Source organism: Kitasatospora sp. NPDC096204 (assembly GCF_044763205.1).
GTDB lineage: Bacteria > Actinomycetota > Actinomycetes > Streptomycetales > Streptomycetaceae > Kitasatospora.
This window is the reverse complement of record NZ_JBIWFT010000019.1, coordinates 55,316-75,299: the sequence shown is the minus strand read 5'-3', so window position 1 is coordinate 75,299 and position 19,984 is coordinate 55,316. Positions and strand designations below refer to the sequence as shown.

13 protein-coding genes are annotated in these 19,984 nt (G+C 74.2%); 5 read left to right on the top strand and 8 right to left on the bottom strand.

The window, feature by feature from the left end; genetic code table 11:
- Positions 1 to 140: 140 nt before the first annotated feature.
- The 4 genes from ACIQ87_RS21790 (at position 141) to ACIQ87_RS21775 (ending at position 6,951) form a co-directional block, all read left to right on the top strand.
- Entirely contained in the window at positions 141 to 1,631 is a 1,491-nt protein-coding gene (locus tag ACIQ87_RS21790) for an FAD-dependent monooxygenase (protein WP_402409168.1), read from the top strand.
- A 253-nt stretch (positions 1,632 to 1,884) separates the two neighbouring features.
- Positions 1,885 to 4,041 carry a protease pro-enzyme activation domain-containing protein gene (locus ACIQ87_RS21785; RefSeq protein WP_402409166.1) on the top strand — a complete coding sequence of 719 codons (2,157 nt, stop codon included), beginning with the start codon at positions 1,885 to 1,887 and terminating at the stop codon, positions 4,039 to 4,041.
- A 299-nt stretch (positions 4,042 to 4,340) separates the two neighbouring features.
- Positions 4,341 to 5,348, top strand: coding sequence for an XRE family transcriptional regulator (locus ACIQ87_RS21780; protein WP_392922768.1), 1,008 nt, complete (start codon positions 4,341 to 4,343; stop codon positions 5,346 to 5,348).
- 286 nt (positions 5,349 to 5,634) lie between these two features.
- Positions 5,635 to 6,951 carry a peptidoglycan-binding protein gene (locus ACIQ87_RS21775; protein WP_402409162.1) on the top strand — a complete coding sequence of 439 codons (1,317 nt, stop codon included), beginning with the start codon at positions 5,635 to 5,637 and terminating at the stop codon, positions 6,949 to 6,951.
- 40 nt (positions 6,952 to 6,991) lie between these two features.
- Here the strand turns inward: ACIQ87_RS21775 and ACIQ87_RS21770 are convergent, their stop codons facing one another.
- The 6 genes from ACIQ87_RS21770 to ACIQ87_RS21745 form a co-directional block, all read right to left on the bottom strand.
- Positions 6,992 to 7,738, bottom strand: a complete 747-nt coding sequence (locus tag ACIQ87_RS21770) for a TrmH family RNA methyltransferase (protein ID WP_402409159.1) — start codon at positions 7,736 to 7,738, stop codon at positions 6,992 to 6,994.
- A gap of 5 nt (positions 7,739 to 7,743) precedes the next feature.
- On the bottom strand, positions 7,744 to 8,379 hold the full coding sequence (locus tag ACIQ87_RS21765) for a TetR family transcriptional regulator (protein WP_402409157.1): 636 nt from the start codon (positions 8,377 to 8,379) through the stop codon (positions 7,744 to 7,746).
- Between the two features lie 290 nt (positions 8,380 to 8,669).
- Entirely contained in the window at positions 8,670 to 10,841 is a 2,172-nt protein-coding gene (locus ACIQ87_RS21760) for an FUSC family protein (protein ID WP_402409154.1), read from the bottom strand.
- 9 nt (positions 10,842 to 10,850) lie between these two features.
- Positions 10,851 to 12,086, bottom strand: coding sequence for an HTTM domain-containing protein (locus ACIQ87_RS21755; protein ID WP_402409151.1), 1,236 nt, complete (start codon positions 12,084 to 12,086; stop codon positions 10,851 to 10,853).
- Positions 12,083 to 12,745, bottom strand: coding sequence for a DUF5819 family protein (locus tag ACIQ87_RS21750; protein ID WP_402409148.1), 663 nt, complete (start codon positions 12,743 to 12,745; stop codon positions 12,083 to 12,085). Before ACIQ87_RS21750 ends, ACIQ87_RS21755 begins: the two co-directional genes overlap by 4 nt.
- A gap of 106 nt (positions 12,746 to 12,851) precedes the next feature.
- Positions 12,852 to 14,072: a rhodanese-like domain-containing protein gene (locus ACIQ87_RS21745; protein ID WP_402409145.1), complete on the bottom strand. Its 1,221-nt coding sequence runs from the start codon at positions 14,070 to 14,072 to the stop codon at positions 12,852 to 12,854.
- Between the two features lie 214 nt (positions 14,073 to 14,286).
- Here ACIQ87_RS21745 and ACIQ87_RS21740 point away from each other — a divergent pair, with 214 nt between their 5' ends.
- Complete coding sequence (locus ACIQ87_RS21740) at positions 14,287 to 17,097, top strand: SpoIIE family protein phosphatase (RefSeq protein WP_402409142.1); 2,811 nt, start codon at positions 14,287 to 14,289, stop codon at positions 17,095 to 17,097.
- A 57-nt stretch (positions 17,098 to 17,154) separates the two neighbouring features.
- Here the strand turns inward: ACIQ87_RS21740 and ACIQ87_RS21735 are convergent, their stop codons facing one another.
- Both ACIQ87_RS21735 and ACIQ87_RS21730 read right to left on the bottom strand, forming a co-directional pair.
- The gene (locus ACIQ87_RS21735; RefSeq protein WP_402409140.1) at positions 17,155 to 17,868 is read right to left on the bottom strand and encodes a hypothetical protein; all 714 of its coding nucleotides are present in this window, start codon (positions 17,866 to 17,868) and stop codon (positions 17,155 to 17,157) included.
- Between the two features lie 256 nt (positions 17,869 to 18,124).
- Positions 18,125 to 19,954, bottom strand: a complete 1,830-nt coding sequence (locus ACIQ87_RS21730) for a phosphatidylglycerol lysyltransferase domain-containing protein (RefSeq protein WP_402409137.1) — start codon at positions 19,952 to 19,954, stop codon at positions 18,125 to 18,127.
- Between the last annotated feature and the right edge of the window lie 30 nt (positions 19,955 to 19,984).

The following is a 19,984-nucleotide window of genomic DNA, read 5'->3' as shown; positions in this document are numbered from 1 at the left end:
GTGGCAGTGCCTCCGGGCCCCGGCGGTCACCCACCGCCGGGGCCCGGCGGTTCACGGCTCCGACGGCGCCCGCGATGATGGAGGCTGGGAGAACGCCGGGAACGGCGTACGACCGCCCTCCGAACAACGGGAGCTGATACATGGCCGTGAAGCCGACGAGCGAAACCGACGTCCTGATCGTCGGCGCCGGACCGACCGGACTGCTGCTGGCCGGCGATCTCGCCGCCGCCGGAGTCGGCGTCACCGTGCTGGAGAAGCGGGCCGCCGAGTCCGACCTCACCCGGGCCTTCGCCGTGCACGCCCGCAGCCTGGAGCTGCTGGACGCCCGGGGCCTGGCGGAGGAGCTGATCGCCACCGGCCGGCCGCTCTCCGAGCTGCGGATGTTCGACCGCTTCGGGATCGACCTCGGTTCGCTGCCCACCCGCTTCCCGTTCGTCCTGATCACCCCTCAGTACAACGTCGAACGGCTGTTGCTGGAACGCGCGGAGCAGGCCGGCGCCACCGTGCTGCACGGCACGGAGGTCACCGGGCTGCACCAGGACGCCGAGGGCGTGACCCTGGAGACCCGCGACGGACAGAGCCACCGCGCCGCCTACGCGGTCGCCACCGACGGCGTCCACTCCACCGTCCGCGACCTGCTGGGCATCCCGTTCCCCGGGGAGTCGGTGGTCGACTCGGTGGTGCTGGCCGACGTCCGGCTGGACCACGAGCCCGCCCAGGCGATCACCGTCGGCGCCAACCAGGCCGGCTTCGCCTTCATCGCCCCGTTCGGCGACGGCTGGTTCCGGATCATCGCCTGGGACCGCGAGGAGCGGTACCCCGACGGCACCACCCCCTCGGCCGAGCAGCTCACCGCCCTCAGCCGGGCCATCCTCGGCGAGGACTTCGGCCTGCACGAGGTGCGCTGGAGCTCCACCTTCCACAGCGACGAGCGGCAGGCCCCCAACTACCGCTCCGGCCGGGTCTTCCTGGCCGGCGACGCCGCGCACTGCCACTCCCCGGCCGGCGGCCAGGGCATGAACACCGGCCTCCAGGACGCCGCCAACCTCTCCTGGAAGCTCGCCGCGGCGGTCCGGGGCCACGCCACCGACGCCCTGCTGGACACCTACCAGACCGAGCGGCACCCGGTCGGCAGGACGGTGCTGCGCACCTCCGGCGCGCTGATCCGGCTGGCGCTCGCCGAGTCCGCCCCCACCCGCGCCCTGCGCGGGGCGCTCACCGCGCTGGGCAGCCACCTCGACCCGGTCACCGAGCGCGGCGCCAGGCTGGTCTCCGGCATCGGCATCTCCTACCCCGCACCCAAGGACAGCCACCCGCAGGTCGGCAAGCGCGTCCCTGACCTGCGGCTGACCGCGCTGAGCAAGCCCGCCGAGGGCGCCCCGGCCGGCCCCGAGCGGCTCTACGAGGCGCTGCGCGCCGGGAAGTTCGTCCTGGTCAGCAATGACGAGCTGGCCGCCGCCGAACCCTGGGCCGACCGGATGGTCTCCGCCGCCCCCGCCGACCCGCACGGCAAGCTGCGCGACACCGTCCTGCTGATCCGCCCGGACGGCTACGTCGCCTGGGCCGCCGTCGACCCGGGCCAGGGCGAACTGCGCGCCGCCCTCACCGACTGGCTCGGCACCCCGGCCTGACGTCCCCGGGGCGGGCGCCCGGTCCACCGCGCGCCCGCCCGCCGAGGGCCCCCGCCCCGGCTCCGGAATCACCGTCATTCACTGTATGGAACCGCCGGGTTTCCCGCCCTCCACAGTTGACTGTTTTTTAGCAACGAATTGCTCGACCATGAACCACTTCGCACACGGGTTCTGTCATGTTCGAGACAGCGTTCTCGAGCCCCTGAACGCCTGGCCCCTTGCCGGCCCCCACAGCCGGCCAGAGGAGGATCCGTTGCGCCCCCGCTCCCTTGCCCTCGCCGCGGCGATAGCCGTGCTGCCGCTGACCGCCGTCTCGCTCGGTGTCTCCACCGCGCAGGCCGCCACTCCCAACGCCACCCCGCGCGTCGCCCTGCCGAACACCGTGAACCCGGCGGTTGCCCACTCGGAGAAGAAGGGTGACGTCCCGGCAGCGCAGCAGATCGCGGTGTCCGTCAGCCTGAAGCTGCGCGACGCCGACGCCCTGGACCGCTTCCTCACCGCCGTCGCCACCCCGGGCACCCCGGAGTACGGCCACTACCTGACGCCGGAGCAGTTCACCGCGCGGTTCGGCCCGACCCAGGCCGCCGTCGACCAGGTCAGGACGTACCTGGCCCAGCAGGGCCTGACCGTCACCGAGGTGAGCGCCAACCGCCAGGTCGTCAACGCCCACGGCACCGCCGTCCAGGTCTCCCAGGCCTTCGGCACCCACGAGAGCTCGTACCTGGACCCGCAGCTCCAGCGCGCCTTCTTCGCCAACGACGCCGCCGCCTCGATCCCCTCCGACCTCGCCGCCGTGGTCCAGGGCGTCAGCGGCCTGGACAACCACGCGGTGCGCAAGAACCGCCTGGCCACGCCGAAGGCCGTCACCCCGAACACCGCGAGCGCCACCCCGAGCGGCATGGCCCCGGCCCAGTACACCGGTGCGTACAACCTCAACAAGACCGGCGCGGACGGCACCGGCACCACGGTCGCGCTGTGGGAGTTCGACGGCTACCAGTCCTCGAACCTGACCACCTACGACTCCCAGTACGGCCTGTCCGGCCCGGCCGTCTCCACCGTCTCGGTGGACGGCGCCAACTACGACTCCGCCCCCGGCCAGGGCCAGGGCGAGGTCGAGCTGGACAGCGAGATCGTCCGCGGCGCGGCGCCCAAGGCCACCCAGCTGGTCTACGAGGCGCCCAACAGCGACCAGGGCGAGATCGACATGGCCAACAAGATCGTGGCCGACAACAGGGTCTCGGTGATCTCGATCTCCTGGGGCTCCTGCGAGCCGGACACCACCGCCTCCTCGATGACGGCGGTCGACAACGCCTTCAAGCAGGCCGCCGCCCAGGGCATCTCGATCTTCTCCGCCTCCGGCGACGACGGCTCCCGCGACTGCACCCGCTCCACCAGCGGCTCCTCCGTCAAGGCGGTCGACTTCCCGGCCTCCAGCCCGCACCAGACCGGCGTCGGCGGCACCAACCTCAAGGTCTCCAGCGGCAACACCTACTCCTCGGAGAGCGCCTGGAGCACCGCCGGCGGCGGCGTCTCCACCGTGTTCGCCAAGCCGAGCTGGCAGACCGGCACCGGCGTCAGCGGCACCATGCGCACCGTCCCGGACGTCTCCTCCAACGCCGACCCGGCCAGCGGCTTCGCGATCTACACGGCCGGCGCCTGGCAGGTCTACGGCGGTACCAGCGCCGCCGCGCCGCTCTGGTCCGGCTACGCGGCCCAGTTCAACCAGAAGGCCAAGGCCGTCGGGCAGCCGGTCCTCGGCGAGGCGAGCCCGCGGCTGTACTCGGTCGCGAACAGCAGCGGCTACGGCAGCACCTTCCACGACGTGACCACCGGCGCCAACCAGGACTTCTCCGCGAAGGCCGGCTACGACCAGGTCACCGGCTGGGGCTCCCCGGTCGCCGACGCGCTGACCACCGCGCTGCTCGGCGGCGGCACCACCCCGCCGTCCGGCGGCTGCACCGCCGCCCAGCTGATCACCAACGGCGGCTTCGAGACCGGCACCGCCTCCCCGTGGGCCACCTCCAGCGGCGTCGTCGACAACAGCTCCTCCCAGGCCGCCCACTCGGGCAGCTGGAAGGCCTGGCTGAACGGCTACGGCTCGGCCCACACCGACACCCTGTCGCAGACCGTCTCGATCCCGGCCGGCTGCACCTCCGCCAAGCTGACCTTCTGGCTGCACATCGACACCGCGGAGACCGGCACCACCGCGTACGACAAGCTGACCGTCCAGGCCAACAGCACCACGCTGGCGACCTACTCCAACGCGAACGCCGCCGCCGGTTACGTCCAGCGCACCCTGGACCTGACCTCCTTCGCCGGCCAGACCGTGACCGTCAAGTTCACCGGCACCGAGGACTCCTCGCTGCAGACCAGCTTCGTGATCGACGACGTCGCGCTGAACGTCAACTGATCACCAGCGGGTAGCACCACCGAACCCCCGCCGGGGCGGCGCCGTCAGGGCCCGCCCCGGCGGTGTCCGTCCCGGCCCGCCGCAGGGGTGCGCGGGCCCGGGGCGGCGGCCCGTGTTTCCGGACTGTTTCAAGATCGCTAACCCTTCGGTCCACCTGCCGTGACCACTGTCATACGCACGACTGATGACGTAGCCTCTCGACCGTGCATAGGGTTCCCCAAAGCTCGGTGAAGCCGCTGGCGGCGCGCCCCGGCGCCGGCCCGGTCCCGCCGAACTCACCTGGTGGGGAGGGTCACCGCATGGCCGCACAGCAACCTCAGGACGCCGCGCGGCTGCGGCTGGTCGGATCGCATACGGAGCGTCCCGGACCACCCCCCGCCGCCGTCCCCGTCCCGGCGCCCGGCCGGCTCACCCCGGTCGGCGGCTTCGCGGACACCCTGCACCTGGCCATCGAGGCCAGCGGCCTCAGCCTGGACCGCATCCGCGCCGCCCTCGCCGGGCGCGGCGTCCGGGTCAGCGTCACGACCCTCAGCTACTGGCGGCGCGGCCGCAGCCAGCCCGAACGGGCCAGCTCGCTGCGCGCCGTCCACCTGCTGGAGGAGCTGCTCGGCCTGCCGCACAGCGCGCTCTCCTCGCTGCTCGGGCCGCCGCGCCCGCGCGGCCGCTGGGCCGCCGCGGCCAACACCTGCCACCTCGGGCTGGAGGACGTCTGGCCCGGCGAGCAGCAGATCGCCGACATCTTCGCCGAGCTGAACGCCCCGCCGGCCGGCGAGCTGGAGCGGCTGAGCATCCACGACTCCTACTACGTGGACGCCGAGCGGCGCGGCAACCTGCTCCGGATGCGCCAGGTGGTGCGCGCCACGGTCGGCGGCGTCGGCCGCTGCCTGGTGGTGCACATGGCCGACGAGGAGGCGGCCGGCTGCCCGGAGATCACCTCGGTGCGGCACGGCCGGCTGGGCCGGGTGCGCCGCCGCCCCGAGGCCGGGCTGATCGTCGCCGAGCTGATGCTGGACCGCCCGCTCGGCCTCGGCGACAGCACGGTCTTCGAGTACGAGGTGGAGATCCCGCCCGGCGGCCCGACGACGGAGTACAGCCGCCGCTTCGCCACCCCGGTGCGCGAGTACGTGCTCCAGGTGCACTTCGACCCGGCCGCCGTCCCGGCGCACTGCGAGCGCTACGACCGCGAGCCGGGCGCCGACGTCGACCACCGCCGCGAGCAGCTCTGGATCGGCGCCTCGGCGAGCGCCCACGTCCTGGCCCCGGACCAGCAGCCGGGCCACATCGGCATCCGCTGGGAGTGGGCGTAGCCCTTCCCGCGCCGAAGTCCCGTCGGACCGTCAGGGTCCGACGGGGCCGCTGCCGGTGGACCCGACGCACTCACCGGCCATCGCCCGCTGACCGCCCCTCAGCCGCCCCGACCGCCCCGCCACGCCCGGAAGTCGCACCGGTATCACCCGTTCGGCTCAACCCACCGTGACGCATCCCGCCCGCTTTGGGATTTTGGTCCCGGTAACACGCGGAATCGGCCAGGGAAGGCCACTCCTGTCCCGCCGTCAGGCGGTGCCCGGAAGAACCGCAGGAAAGAGGCGGAGCATGACCCTGACCGACCTGTCCCCGCTCATGGAGTTCGACGACGTCGAACCGGCGGAGGACTGCATATGCGGGGGCTGCAACGGCCGCCGACGCGCCCGGCTGCACGCCGCACCGGTCCACGAGGGCGGACACGCCGCCGCCCGCAGCGTCCGCCGCCGGGCCGCCGTGCTGATGGCCGCCGTGGGCACCGCGATCGGCGGCGGGACGGCCGCCGCCACCGCGGCACCCGCCCCCACGCCGGGCGACAGCAGCTCCACCCGGTCGCCGAACCCCCAGGGCGAGGTCAGCGGCCTCTACGGCCAGACCCCCGGGGCCCGCTCCCTCGCCGCCCCGCGCGGCGTCGCGACGCCGCTCACCCGGGCCCAGATCATCCAGCGCGCCCAGAGCTGGGTCGACCAGGGCGTGCCGTACAGCATGAGCCGCTACTGGTCGGACGGCTACCGCCAGGACTGCTCCGGCTTCGTCTCGATGGCCTGGGGCCTGAACAGCAGCCAGACCACCTGGACGCTGCCCGACTTCGCCCAGCGGATCGGCAAGAACGACCTCCAGCCCGGCGACATCCTCCTCTACAACAACCCGGCCAACCCCCAGGCCGGCTCGCACGTGACGATCTTCGGCGGCTGGACCGACTCCTCCCGCACCAAGTACGTCGCCTACGAGCAGACCGGGCCCTCCACCAAGAAGCGCTCCACCCCGTACGCGTACTGGAACAACTCCGGCGCGTACGTCCCGTACCGCTACACCGGCCTGTCCGCCGGCGGCAACGACGGCGGCGGCACCTCCTCCGCCGCCTTCCCCGGAGCGGACAGGTTCGGCCCCGGCGCCGACAACGCGTACGTCACCAGGCTCGGCCAGATGCTGGTGCGGCGCGGCGGTGCCGCGTTCTACTCCACGGGCCCCGGCCCGCGCTGGACGGACAGCGACCGCCGGGCCGTCCAGGCCTTCCAGCAGGCCCAGGGCTGGCGCGGCGGCGAGGCCGACGGCATCCCCGGCAAGGACACCTGGGACTACCTGGTCAACGGCAAGGGCCGCGACATCAACGGCGGCACCCCGCTGCCGCCCCCGCCGCCGCCCACCACCGAGGGCTTCCCGGGCGCCCAGTACTTCGGCCCCGGCCAGAACAACGACCACGTCCGGCGCCTCGGCGAACAGCTCGTCCGCAAGGGCTTCGGCGGCTCGTACAGCGTCGGTCCCGGCCCGCGCTGGACGGAGAGCGACCGCCGCGCCGTCCAGGCCTTCCAGCAGGCCCAGGGCTGGCGCGGCGGCGAGGCCGACGGCTACCCGGGCCCCGACACCTGGCGCCGGCTCTTCTCCTGACGCCCCCGCCGAGGCGCGGTGCCCACCCGGGCGCCGCGCCTCAGCGCTTCCCCGACATCCAGTGGAAGAGGCCCATCGCGACACTGGTCGCCAGGTTGAAGCTGGACACCCCCGGCTGCATCGGCACCGCCACCAACTGGTCGGCGCGCGCCTTGAGTTCGTCCGACACACCGTGCCGCTCCGTACCGAAGGCCAGCAGCGCGTCGTCCGGGAAGGGCAGGTCCCGGATGTCCTCGCCCTCCGGATCCAGCACGAACAACGGCCCGTCCGGCAGCTCCGGCAGGCTCAACCGCTCGACCGCGGTCGCGAAGTGCAGCCCCGCGCTCCCGCGCAGCACGTTCGGATGCCACGGGTCCAGGTCCCCCGTGGTCACCACCCCGGTGGCGCCGAACCCGGCCGCCAGCCGGATCACCGCCCCGACGTTCCCCAGGTTGCGCGGGTTCTCCAACAACACCACCGGCGCCTTCCGCGGCCTCCGCCCGAGCACCGCCCGGTTCGCCTCCGCACCGGGCCGCACCGCCAGCGCCGCCACCCCCGTCGGATGCAACCGCGGCACCAGCCCCCGCAGCACCGGCTCCGGCACCTCCACCACGAGCCCCTCCAACGCCGGGGCGACATCCGGCGCCAACTCACCCGCCAGCGCCGCCAGGGCCCCCCGGTCGGCGGTCAGCACCCACCGCACCTCGCCGCCGAACCGCAGCGCGTGCTTCAGCGCGTGGAACCCGTCCAGCAGCACCGCCCCCGGCTCCCGCTCGGCCGCCCGCCACCCGCGCACCAGCTCGTCCATGCCGTTCACTCTCCCACCTGCTCCCCGGGCCGCCCCGCCGCGGCGATCACGTCCTCGAACCCGAGCGGCCGCCCCAACGGCCCGCCCGCACCGCGGGCCAGCCCGTCCAGGGCGAGGTCCAGGTGCCGGTGGACCAACGAACCGTCCGCCTCCAACGCCGCCAGGGCGCCCGGCAAGGGACGCGACACCCGGACGCAGAGCAGCACCAGGTCCCCCATCCCGACGTCGGCCCGCAGCCGCCCGGCCTCCCGCGCCGCGCGCAGCAGTTCCTCGACGGCCACCACGGCACCCCGACGGACCGCCACCAGCTCCTCGTCCACCACCAGGTGCTCCAGCAGCACCACGATCGCCGCCCCCATCCGCAGATCGGCGGCGGCGTGCACGAAGCGCCGCAACGCCAGGTACGGATCCGGCTCGACCCGCCCCGCCTCCTCCGCGGCCCCGGCGAGCCGGGTCAGCAGGTCGGTGACCAGCGCGCGGACCAGCGCCTCCCGGTCCGGGAACCGCCGGTAGAGCGTGCCGGGGCCGACTCCCGCCCGCCGCACCACCGCGTCCAGCGGGGCGTCCGGGCCCCGTTCCAGGAACACCTCGCAGGCGGCGTCCAGGATCCTGCGCCGGCTGCGCTCCGCGTCTGCCCTCATCCACAACTCCCTAACCGGAGAAAATCTCTCCCCCTATGCTAGCGCCACCATAACCGGAGAATAACTCTCCGCCTAATGAGTTCACCAACTGACTGGAGGCCGCCCACGCCGCCTGACCCCGCCCACCCACCCAACGGGGGAAACGCCCCACCCACCCCTCCCACCCCAGCGAGAGGGACGCGCTGCGGGAGGGGGCGGCGGAGGGGGTGGGTGCGGAGAGGGGCGTGGCGGGTGATTTTCAGACTGCCCACGGTCTCAACGCCCCACCGCCAGGGTTGGCAGTCTGAAAATCATCCAGCCCCCGGAGCACCCACCCCCGGAGCCGCCCCCGGCCCCCCACCCTCCCGAGAGCCACCCTCTCCCGCCGACCCCCGCAGAGCCCGCTCCAGATCCCGAAGCGCCTGCCCCACCAACCGAGTCCCCGCCCTCACCACATCCCGCTGCACCCCCGCCGGAGCCCCCGCCAACCCCTCCTCCAGCCACACCTGCGCATCCCGCACCGCCCGGAACTCCACCGGCTGCCCCGTCAGCATCGCCGCCGCCGCGAGCGCCGTCGCCAGCCGCAGCTCCTCCGCGTACGCCGCCGTCCCCGGGACGGGCTCCGCGTCCCCCGCCGGCAGGTGGGCCTCCAGCAGCACCGCCGCCCGCCCGAGGGCCCCCACCGCCGCCCGGGCCCGTTCGATCTGGCGCCGGCTCACCCCTTCCAGTCCGGACTCGTGCCGCCCCGGCTCGGCGTCGGCCCGCTGCATCGCCTGGTACAGCTCCGCGCGCGCCTCCCGCGAGTCCAGCAGCGCGCTCCGCACCACCCGCCCGCGCGGCGCCGCCGGCTTCTCGTAGCAGGCGATCACCGCCCCCGCGTACCGTCCGGCCGCCGCCAGCCACTCGGCGAGCCGTTCGCCCAGCCGGGCGGTCTGCCAGGTCGGGAACAGCGCGTACGTGACGAGCGCGATCGATCCGCCGAGCAGCGTGAGCCCGACCCGTTCGACCGCCGTCACCAGCGGGTTGCCCTCCTGCAGCCCGAGCAGGAACACCACGTACGTGGAGATGCCGACGGTGGTGAGCGCGTACCCGGTCCGGAACGCCAGGTACGACCCGCCGATGCAGACCACCGCCAGCGCGGCCAGCACCCACTCCCCGGGGTGGGTGAGCTGCACCACCAGCGTCGAGACCGCGACCCCGACCACCGTCCCGGCCAGCCGGGCGACGCCCCGGCTGTAGGTCTGCGCGAAGTCCGGCCGCATCACCATCGCGGCGGTCATCGGCGCCCAGTACCCGTGGTGGAACCCGACGAGCCTGGCCAGCAGGTAGGCGACGGTGACGACCCCGGCGAGCCGGACGGCGTGCTGGAAGATCGCCGAGCGCGGCCGCAGCTGCCGCCGTACGGCCCGCGCCGCGACCGGCAGCATCCGGGCGATGGTGGGCTTGTGCAGCGCTCCCCCGGCCCCGACCACGGGGGTGGTGATGGTGTCCTCGTCGTTGCGGTCCAGGGTGTCCGCGGCCTTGCGCAGCAGCCCGCCGAGCCGCCGGGCGGAGCGCCGGGCCGCCCCCTGGAGCCGCGGCCCCTCGTCCGAGCCGACCAGGGTGAGCGAGGGCGCGGAGCGGGGCAGCCGGACCGGGTCGCCGGTGCGGATCGCCCGGGCGAGGGCGTCCATGACCTCGGCGGCGGCCGCCAGCACCTCCCGGGCCCGGTCCCGCCCCGGCCCCTCCTCGGGGGCGCCCACCTTGGGGTCGGCGAGTGCGGCGAGGGTGGGCCGGATGCGCTCGGCGATGCCGCGCAGGCCGCGCAGCTCGGGCGGCCGGTGGCGGTCCTGCCAGGGGGTGAGGGCGGCCGCGTGGCGGGCCGTCATGAACGGCTCCGGGTCCACGTGCGCGGTCGGGTCCTGCCGCAACCTCCTCGCGTAGTCGGCGAGTTCGGCGTAGGTGTCGGCGAGGGCCTCACGCTGGGCGGTCCAGCTGCCGATCGGCCAGACGGTGATGACGGTGGCCTGGACGACCCCGCCGAGGGCGGCGACCAGCCCGTGGCCGAGCGCGGTGCCCACGCTGACCGGGAGCTGTACGACGATCAGCATCACCGAGACGGTGTTGGTGGCGACCACCCCGGCGGTGGGCCCGATCGCCCAGGCCATCCCGGCGCCGAAGGCCCACACCGCGAGCAGCACCGGGAACAGCCCGGGAACGCCGGCGGCCAGGTAGCCGAGGAAGGTGCTGACGCCGAGTCCGGCCCCGGCCGCGACGGCGAGGCTGGCCCGGGGCCGGAAGCTGCGCTGGAAGGTGGCCGATCCCGCGATGAACGCGCCCATCGCGGCCGAGGTGGCGAGCGCGACCCCGCCGAGCGCGAGGGTCGGGAAGAGCACCAGCGCCACCGCGACCGCCCCGCGCAGCGCCCGCTTGGGGTCGGTCAGCGCCCGGTCCAGGGTGAGCCCGGTCCGCGCGGTGTCACGAAGTGCGGCGAACCAGGACATAGCGACATCCTAGGCGGGAGACCTCCGCCGGATCCGCCTCAGCCGCGCCGCCGCCCACAGCAGTGCGCCGGTCGGCAGGAACACCGCGTCCGCCGCGATCATCGCGAGCGAGAAGACCGGCAGCCCGAGCACCACCGCGATCCCCACGTGCTCCAGCATCATGACGGCCAGCAGGACGTTCTTGACCCGCCGGTTGACCAGCGTGAACGGGAACGCCACCTGGAGGATCACGGTGCCGTACGAGATCAGGAAGACCGGCAGCAGCGCCGAGCCGACCAGCGTGGACAGCCCCGGCCAGGGGGTGAAGTAGTCCAGGTGCAGCGGGTAGTACAGCGCGGTGCCGTCCTGCCAGCGCGAGCCCTGCACCTTGTACCAGCCGGCCGTGGCGTAGATCAGCACCACCTCGACGGCGATCACCAGCATCGCGCAGTTGTGCACCATGTTCGCCAGCGCGTCGAGCACCGCCCGCGGTTCGGCGTCCGGCCGCAGCCGGCCGAGCGTCCACCACAGCCCGGCCACCGCCCAGAGCCCCCAGAACAGCGGCGACCAGCCGAGGTACGGGAAGGCCCGGTCGGTCCAGGTCAGGCTGTCGCCCGCGAAGCCGCCGAACTGACCGGCCGCCAGGGCGGCCCCGAGCAGCGCCCAGAGCACCACCCCGGTCCTCCCGGGCCCGGGCCTTCGGGCGTCCAGCGACCAGACCTCGGCGCAGCGGGTGAAGACCAGGTAGACCGCCATCAGGTGGACGACGTTGTCGCCGCCGTCGCCGAGGAAGACGTCCCGGTTCTGCAGGGACAGCACGGTGACCAGGAACAGCACCGTGCTCACCCTGGTCCGCCAACCCAGCAGCACGGCCAGCGCCGCCAGCACCGCCAGGTGGTAGACCAGCTCGAACCAGAGCCGCCCGCCGAACCAGGGCAGCACGGTGAACGCCCCGTTGTCGGTCAGCAGCCGCTCGGCCAGCTCCATCGACCAGGGGGAGCGGTCGCCGTACAGCACCCGGCGGTGGGGCCACTCGCGCAGCAGGTAGGCCAGCCAGACCAGCCCGAAGCCGATCCGCACCACCGCGGCCTGGTGCCGGCCGAGCGGCCGCCCGGTGAAGGCCGCCATCGCCCGCCCCAGCGGCGCCCGCGGCCCGCGTGCCTCCGGCACCGCCCCGGCCTGCCGCGGCACACCGGCGGACGGCACCGCCCCGCCGGACGCCACGGCCCCGTCCGCCCCGTCGGCCCGCACCGTCGTCTCGTTCATCCGAGCAGCCCCCGGTAGTCCTGGTCCGACACCGGCCACCACGGCAGCTCCCGCACCCGGGGCGCCGGCGGCGCGGGCTCGCCGCTCCAGGACGGCGGCGGGACGGTGGCCGCGGTCGACCGGAACTGGATCTCCACGATCCGCCCGCCGTCCGTCTCCCGGCCGATCCGCTGCAGGGCGATCCGCTTGAGGTACTGCTCGGCGAGCCTGCCGCGCGGGGAGGCCGGGGTCTCGTCCTGCGCGTTGTGGGTGCCGTCGTAGAAGTCCCAGGCCCGGCGCAGCAGGTTCTGCTCGACGTGGCTGGGCGCCGGGTTGCCCCGTATCGCGGCGACGTCCTGCGCGGTCAGCCCGATCCAGTCCCCGGTACGGGTGGCCCCGCCGGGCCCGACGGTGCGGACCCGGGCGTCCACGCCCACGTTCTGCTGGAGGGGGTTGGGCGCGAACAGCTTCCAGTTCTGCTCGAACTCCGGGTACACCACGCCGTCGACCTCGTCCCGGTACTGCCGGGACACCGAGTTGGCGGGCGCGACGTGCAGGAACACCGCGGCGAGGAACAGCCCGGTGCCGCCGGCCAGCACCGCCCCGGCGAAGCCGAGGACCAGCTGCGCGGGCCTGGACCAGGCCCTCCCGGCAGCCGGCCGGTCCGTCGTCTCGGTCATGGCCTCCCCGCCCGGTCGGCGGGCGCCGCCGGCCCGGTGCCGGCGCGCTCGCGCGCCCATCCTGCCGCACGGCGCGGGCGGCGGGTGTCGGGCCGTCAGGAAGCCGTCAGAGGACGAAGGCCTCCTGGCCGGTGCTGCTCACCATGGGACGGCCCGCGCCCTGCCAGGCGTACATCCCGCCGTCCACGTTCACCGCGTCCCGGCCCTGCTGCACCAGGTACTGGACGACCTGCGCGGAGCGGCCGCCGACCCGGCAGAGCACGTACAGCTTCTCGTCCGGCAGCTCGCCGAGGCGGGCGATCACCTCGCCGATCGGAATGTGCAGCGCGCCGTCCACGTGGCCGGCGTCCCACTCGTCCTGCTCGCGCACGTCCAGCAGGGCGGCGTCGGCGGGAACGGCGGCGGCGTCGGAGGAGGGGATCTGCGGGAACATCGTGTGGCTCTCCTGGGATTCATCGGGGTGCGTGCCATTGTCGCCCACCGGCGCCGCGCCGTGGCCGCCGGAGGCCGGGCCGTTCGCCGCGGCCGGGCCGCCGAGCAGCCGTTCCAGCTCGGCCTGCCGTTCGGCGGCCTTGGCCAGCAGCTCCTCGGCGAGCTGCTCCAGCAGCCGGTCCGGGTCCTGCGGGGCGAGGGCGAGCAGTTCGCCCATCGGGGTCTGCTCCAGCCGGACCTGCTCGGCGGCGGTCTCGGCGATCTTGGCGGTCAGCCAGTCCAGTCGGCGCCGCAGCCAGTCCGCGCGGTCGGGGGCGTCGACGGCGGGCGCGGCCTCCGGCGCGGTGGACCACTCGGCGGCCAGGGCGCCCAGCGCGGTCGCGTCCCCGTACGCGTAGGCCTCGTTGACCCGGGCCAGGAAGGCGGCCCGGCGCTGCTGCTCGTCCGGGTCGGTGGTCAGGTCGGGGTGGGCGCGGCGGACCAGCTCGCGGTAGATCCGCTGGGCCTCCTTGCCGGGCCGCACCCGCTCGGGCGCGGCGGGCGGCGGCGGGGCCGCCTCGCCCTCCTGGCCCGACTGCTCCCGCACCGAGTCGAACAGCGCGTCCAGGTCGGGCAGTTCCTCGACCTGCCGGCGTGCCTCGGCGGCCCGGCGCAGGTCCTCCGGCCGGCCGGTGCGGGCCGCCACGGCCTCGGCGACCAGCGCGTCCAGCTCGTCCAGCCGGGCGTAGAGCGGGCCGAGCAACTGGTGGTGGATCAACGCGAAGTTGTCGATCTCGACCCGCAGCGTCTGCACGTCCACGTCCATGCTGAGCCAGGCCAGCTCGGCGGCGGCGACCCGCTCCTCGAGTGCCTGCTGCTCCGGGTCCGTCCAGCGGGCGGGGCTCTGCGCGCTCACTTCTCGCCTCTGTCTCGTCCGGGCGGCTGCGTCCTGCGGACCACTCGTACGGGCGGTCCGGCCTGCCACCCTACCGCCGTGTTCGCGGGCCTCGTCCGGATGAACCGGGGGTGCGGACCGGCGCGCGGCACACGACACGCAACCGATCCTGAGGAATCTCCCCGTTTCGGTGTCGAGCCCGGCCCGGTCCGTGCTTCGCTGGTATCCGCACAGCGTGCCTTCCTCCGGAGAGACGGCCGCCCCGGGCGCGGCGGCCAGGCGGGAGCAGAGCGAATCCATGGTGGCCGAGTCCAACTCCACACAGCGGCCGGCGGGCGACGGAACCGCGCCGGGCGACCACCCGACGGGTGTGGCCGCCCTGGTCAGGCTGGCCCCCGTCCTGGTCGACCGGTCCGGCCGGATCACGCAGTGGGGGAGGGCCGCCGAGGAGCTGTTCGGACACCGTGCCGACGTCGCCCACGACCGCCCGGCCTCCGGTCTGCTGCCCGCCCTGGAGTCCCGGGTGCGCGAACGCTGCTCCGTACGCCGCCACTGCGACACCTTCGACACCCTCGCCGAGCGGACCGCCGACGGCCGCCCCTGGACCGGCCGGCTGACCGTCACCGACCGCGAGGAGCACCAGCGCGACGTGCTCTGGTGGGCCTACCCGCTGCCCGGCCCGGTCGGCGGACTGCTGGCGCTGGCCGCCGACGCCCGCCCGCTGCGCTCCACCGGGCCGCGGCTCGCGCTCGGCGAGCGGCTGCTCCCCTTCGCCGCCGCCCCCGGTGCCCGGGGCGGCTTCCACACCCTGACCGCGGCCCTCACCCCGGCGGGCCGGCCGGTGCCCGAGCCCCTGGCCCGGCTGCTGCCCACCGCCCACCGCACGGCGCTGCTGGCCGCGCTGGAGCGGGGCGGGCTGCCCGCCCTGCGGCTGGACCCGGCCACCGTGCTGCCGGTGCTGCCCGCCGACGCGCAGACCGGTACGGCGCACGCGGCCTCCGGTCTCGGTCGCCGCTACCCGACGCCGCAGCAGCGCGCCGCCCGGGTCGGCCCGCCGCCGCAGCCCGAGCAGGGCGCCCCCGGCCGCCGGCCGGGCGGCCCGCTGCCCGTCCAGCGCGAGGCCACCGAGCGCCCCGCCGCCCAGTCCGCCGTCCGGCCGGTGCCCGCCGCCGTCGCCGGCGCGGCGGGCGGCGGCCCGACCGTCCCTCCTCCCGCCACCGGCCGGGAGGTGTCCCCGCCCACCGCAGGAGCCGTCGCCATCGAGCACACCGCCGTCGAGCCGTCCGTCACCGACGGCCACCCGCCCGCCACCGTCCCGGTCCCCGCCCCCGCCACCGGCGAGGGCCCGCCCGGCGGCCGGCTCGGCCCCTTCCTCACCAACGGGCAGGCCGGCGAGCAGCTGGCCCTGCTGAACGAGGTCGGCGGCAAGGTCGGCACCACCCTGGACCTCGGCTTCACCGCCCACGAGCTGTGCCAGGTGCTGGTCCCCCGGGTCGCCGACTTCGCCTGCGTGGACCTGGTGGACGGGCTGATCTCGGACTCCGAACTGCCGGCCGCCCGCCCGGACGACGACACCATGCTGCGCCGGGTCGCCCTGGTCTACAACGAGACCGGCGGCGCCTGGGACCACGTGCTCTCCGAGGGCTCGCTGGTCAGCATGCCCCGCCGCACCCCGCCCGGGATGGCCCTGCAGCTGAACCAGCCGGTGCTGGTCCCGGTGGTCAGCCCGGACGTCGCGGTCGACTACGCGATCGCGCTCGGCGGCGCCCGGCTGGCGCCGGTGGTGACCGGCCGATCGATGCTGGTCGTCCCGCTCTCCGCCCGCGGCACCGTGCTGGGCATCCTCAAGCTGCTCCGGCTGCCGGACCGCGCCCCCTTCGACGAGAGCGACGCCGCGACCCTCAAGGAACTGGCCGTCCGCGCCGCGCTGTCACTGGACAACGCCCGGCTGCACCGCGCCGAGGCCCGGGTCGCCACCACCCTGCAGCGCTCGATGATCCCGACCCGCCCGCCGCAGATCCCCGGCGTGCAGATCGCCCACCGCTACCTGCCCGGCGACCCGAAGGCCGAGGTCGGCGGCGACTGGTTCGACGCGATCCAGCTGCCCGGCAGCCGGGTCGCCCTGGTGGTCGGCGACGTGATGGGCCACGGCCTGCACTCGGCGGCCGCGATGGGTCGCTTCCGCACCGCCATGCAGACCCTCGCCGCCCTGGACCTCCCGCCCGGCCAGCTGCTGCGCCACCTGGACAACCTGGCCCACAAGCTCGGCGACGACCACCTCGCGACCTGCCTGTACGCGGTCTACGACCCGATCAACCGGACCTGCGAACTGGCCAGCGCGGGCCACGTCCCACCCGTCCTGGTACACCCTGACGGCACCGGCGAGCTGCTGGAGATCCCGGCCGGCGCGCCGATCGGCGTCGGCGGGGTGCCGTTCGTCGCCAAGACCATCGACGTCTCGGACGGCTCGATGCTGGTGCTCTGCACCGACGGCCTGGTCGAGGTCAGGGGCGGGGACATAGGAGCCGGCCTGGCCGCGCTCTGCGGCAACCTGATCGACCCGCAGCAGAGCCCCGAGCAGGCCTGCGACGAGGTGCTGCGACGGCTGCACTCGGACGACCGCAAGGACGACGTCGCCCTGCTGGTGGCCCGCTTCGACGGGGTCGCCCCGTCCGAGGTGGCCACCTGGGACCTCACCGTGGACCACCGCGAGGTCGGCCGGGCCCGCTCACTGGTCCGCGAACAGCTGGCTGGCTGGCACCTGGAGGCGCTCAGCGACACCACCGAGCTGCTGGTCAGCGAGCTGGTGACGAACGCCGTGCGGGTCGCCCGGGACACCGTGAAGCTCCAGCTGATCCGGGTGGACAAGCTGCTGGTCGAGGTCAGCGACGACAACCACAACCTGCCCTCGCTGGAACCGGCCGAGCAGCTCGGCGAGACCGGCCGCGGCCTCACCCTGGTCACCAAGCTCGCCGAACGCTGGGGCACCGCCCGCAAGGCGGTGGGCAAGGTCGTCTGGTTCGAACTCCCGCTCCCGCACGCCTAGCGCCGAACGGCCGCGTACGGCTCCCGTACGCGGCCGGCGAAGCGCGGTCGACGCCCGTCAGGGAATGACGGCCCCCGCCGAGCGGCGCCGCCGGGCCTCCACCGCGACCTCCCGGGAGGCGGCCGCGGCCACCGAGGTGGCGGCGCCGACCCCGGCCAGCACCCTCGGCCAGAAGTCCCCGAAGACCTCGACCGAGACGGCGATCAGCAGCGCGGTGATCACCGCGACCACGTGCTCCAGCCCCGCCAGGTTGGGCAGCACGACGGCCTCCCCGATCATCACCACGACCACCAGGCCGGCGGTGCTCCAGGCCCGGCTGCGGAACGCGACGCAGATCGCCAGTGCCACCACCGCGGCCGAGGGCCCGGTGTCCCGCACGTAGGCGACCCACTTCGGGAAGCCGAACAGGTGGTGCGGGCCGATCGCCACGCCGACCCGGGCGAACAGCGTTCCCGCCACGGTGCAGGTGTAGGCGACCACCAGCGTCATCCGCCGGCCGAGCACGATCTCGGCGATCGCGAAGACCACGAACACCTGGGCCAGCGCCCCCCAGACCGGAAGGTCCAGCGCCGGCACGTACAGGGAGAGCGGGGTCCGCAGCAGCGAGACCTCCAGCGGCAGCGCCGCCCGCACCACCCCGATGTTGTTGACGAAACGCTCGCCGCCCGGCAGGTGCTGGACGATGCTGAACAGCAGGATCAGAAACGTCGCCACCGTGGCCAGCGGGGCGGCGGCGAACTTCCTTCGCACCACCGCGTCCCGGACCGTCACGAACAACGTCCCCCACTCGGCGACAGCGGCCGATCTGACGATTGCCAGCGGCCCCTTTCGCACGCCCCCCGCGTGGGTCCTGTGAATCACAACCGTTTCTCCGAATCCCCGAACTCTCGACTACTCCAACATTAGAAGCCCGCTTACAAAGCCACATCGGCATGGATGGGGAGCCGCGTCATCCTCTGGGGGGAGGCACTCCCCCCATCGGCCCCCCATTTCGACCGACCGGTCCCCTCCGCCCCCCGACGGAGGGCTACCCCTTCCCGTCCCGGGCCGCCACCGGGACCCGGGGCGCCACCACGGCGGCCCGGGAGTGCCGGCGGCGGAACAGGGCGGGCAGGCTCGGCGCGACGATGAATCCCTCGGCGCGCGCGCTCGCGATGCCGATCCGGGGAATTTCGCTGCTCTTCTCGAAGAGCAGGTAACGCGGTTCCCAGATCGGCCGGTACTTGGCATTGGCGCGGTACAGCGACTCGATCTGCCACCAGCGCGAGAAGAATCCCAGGGTCGAACGCCACAGCCGCAGCACCGGACCGGCACCGAGGCGGGAACCGCGCTCGAAAACGGAGCGGAACATCGCGAAGTTCAACGACACCCGCTTCAGCCCGACCTCGTCGGCCCGCTGCAGCAGCTCGATGACCATGAACTCCATCAGGCCGTTCTCGGTGTCCCGGGCCCGGCGCATCAGGTCCAGCGAGAGCCCGTCCGGGCCCCACGGCACGAAGCTCAGCAGCGCCTTGAGCTCGCCGTCCCCGTCGTGGCACTCCAGCATCACGCAGCGGCCGTCGCCCGGGTCCCCGAGCCGGCCGAGCGCCATCGAGAAGCCGCGCTCGGTCGCCCCGTCGCGCCACTCGTCGGCCTTCGCCACCAGCTCGGCCATCTCCGCGTCGGAAATGGACTCGTGGCGGCGGATCCGCACCGTGTACCCGGCCCGCTTGACCCGGTTGTAGGCCTGCCGGACTACCCGCATCGCGCGGCCGTCCAGCGAGAACTCGTCCAGCTCGACGATCGCCTCGTCGCCCAGCTCCAGCGCGTCCAGCCCGTGCCGGGCGTAGATCACCCCGGCCTCCTCGGAGGCGCCCATCACGGCCGGCGCCCAGGCGTGCTCGCGGGCCTCGGACAGCCAGGCGTCGATCGCGCCCGGCCAGGCCTCCGGGTCGCCGATCGGGTCGCCCGAGGCGAGCGAGACGCCGCCGATCACCCGGTAGGTGACGGCCGCCTTGCCGCTGGGGGAGAAGATCACCGCCTTGTCCCGGCGCAGCGCGAAGTAGCCGAGCGAGTCCCGCTCGCCCTGCTTGTCCAGCAGGCCGCGCAGCCTGGCCTCGTCCTCGGCGGTGAGCAGCTCCTTGCCGCGCGGGCTGCGGAAGGCCACGTACAGCACCAGCAGGAAGAGCACCGCGCCCATCGCGTTGATCGCGGCGTTCACCCAGGTCGGTGCGGCGATCACCGAGCGCAGGTGCTCGGACGGGGTGATCGTGATCATCCGGCCGACCGAGTACCGGAACAGGTCCCAGAAGCCGGCGCCGGAGAGCTCGTTGGTCAGCCAGACCAGCAGCGCGCCCACGCCGCCGCCGAACGCCAGCCCGCCGACGAAGGTGGCCGCCGCCGTCTTCGGGTTGGAGCTGTCGCCCTTGGAGGTGAACTCCCTGCGCCCGACCAGCAGCGCCAGCACGAACAGGCAGGTCAGGACGGTGGAGATGTAGTTGAGCGGGTGGGTGTCGAAGCGCTCGGACGGCACCAGCATGGCCGCCAGGTACAGCAGCGCGAACATCCCGCCGAGCGCCGTGTTGAAGATCCACGCGGCACGCTTGCGCCGCCGCATCGCGATCGCGAGGAACACCGACAGCACCGCGCTGGCCAGGCCGGCGGTCATCAGGTACGGGGTGAAGTACTCACCCTCGTTGTGCTCGTAGACCTGGTCGCGGAAGGGCACCAGCAGCACCGTCGCCACGTTCAGCAGCGCGATCAGCCGTAGGTACCAGACGGATGCCGCGGCGGCCCTCGGACGCCAGCGGTCGAGCACGCCCCCGGTACGGGGTTCCTGGGACGTGGCGGACGGCTCCGACTTCACAGTGGACGACACAGCTCAATTCCAAACGATCAGATGGTGGGG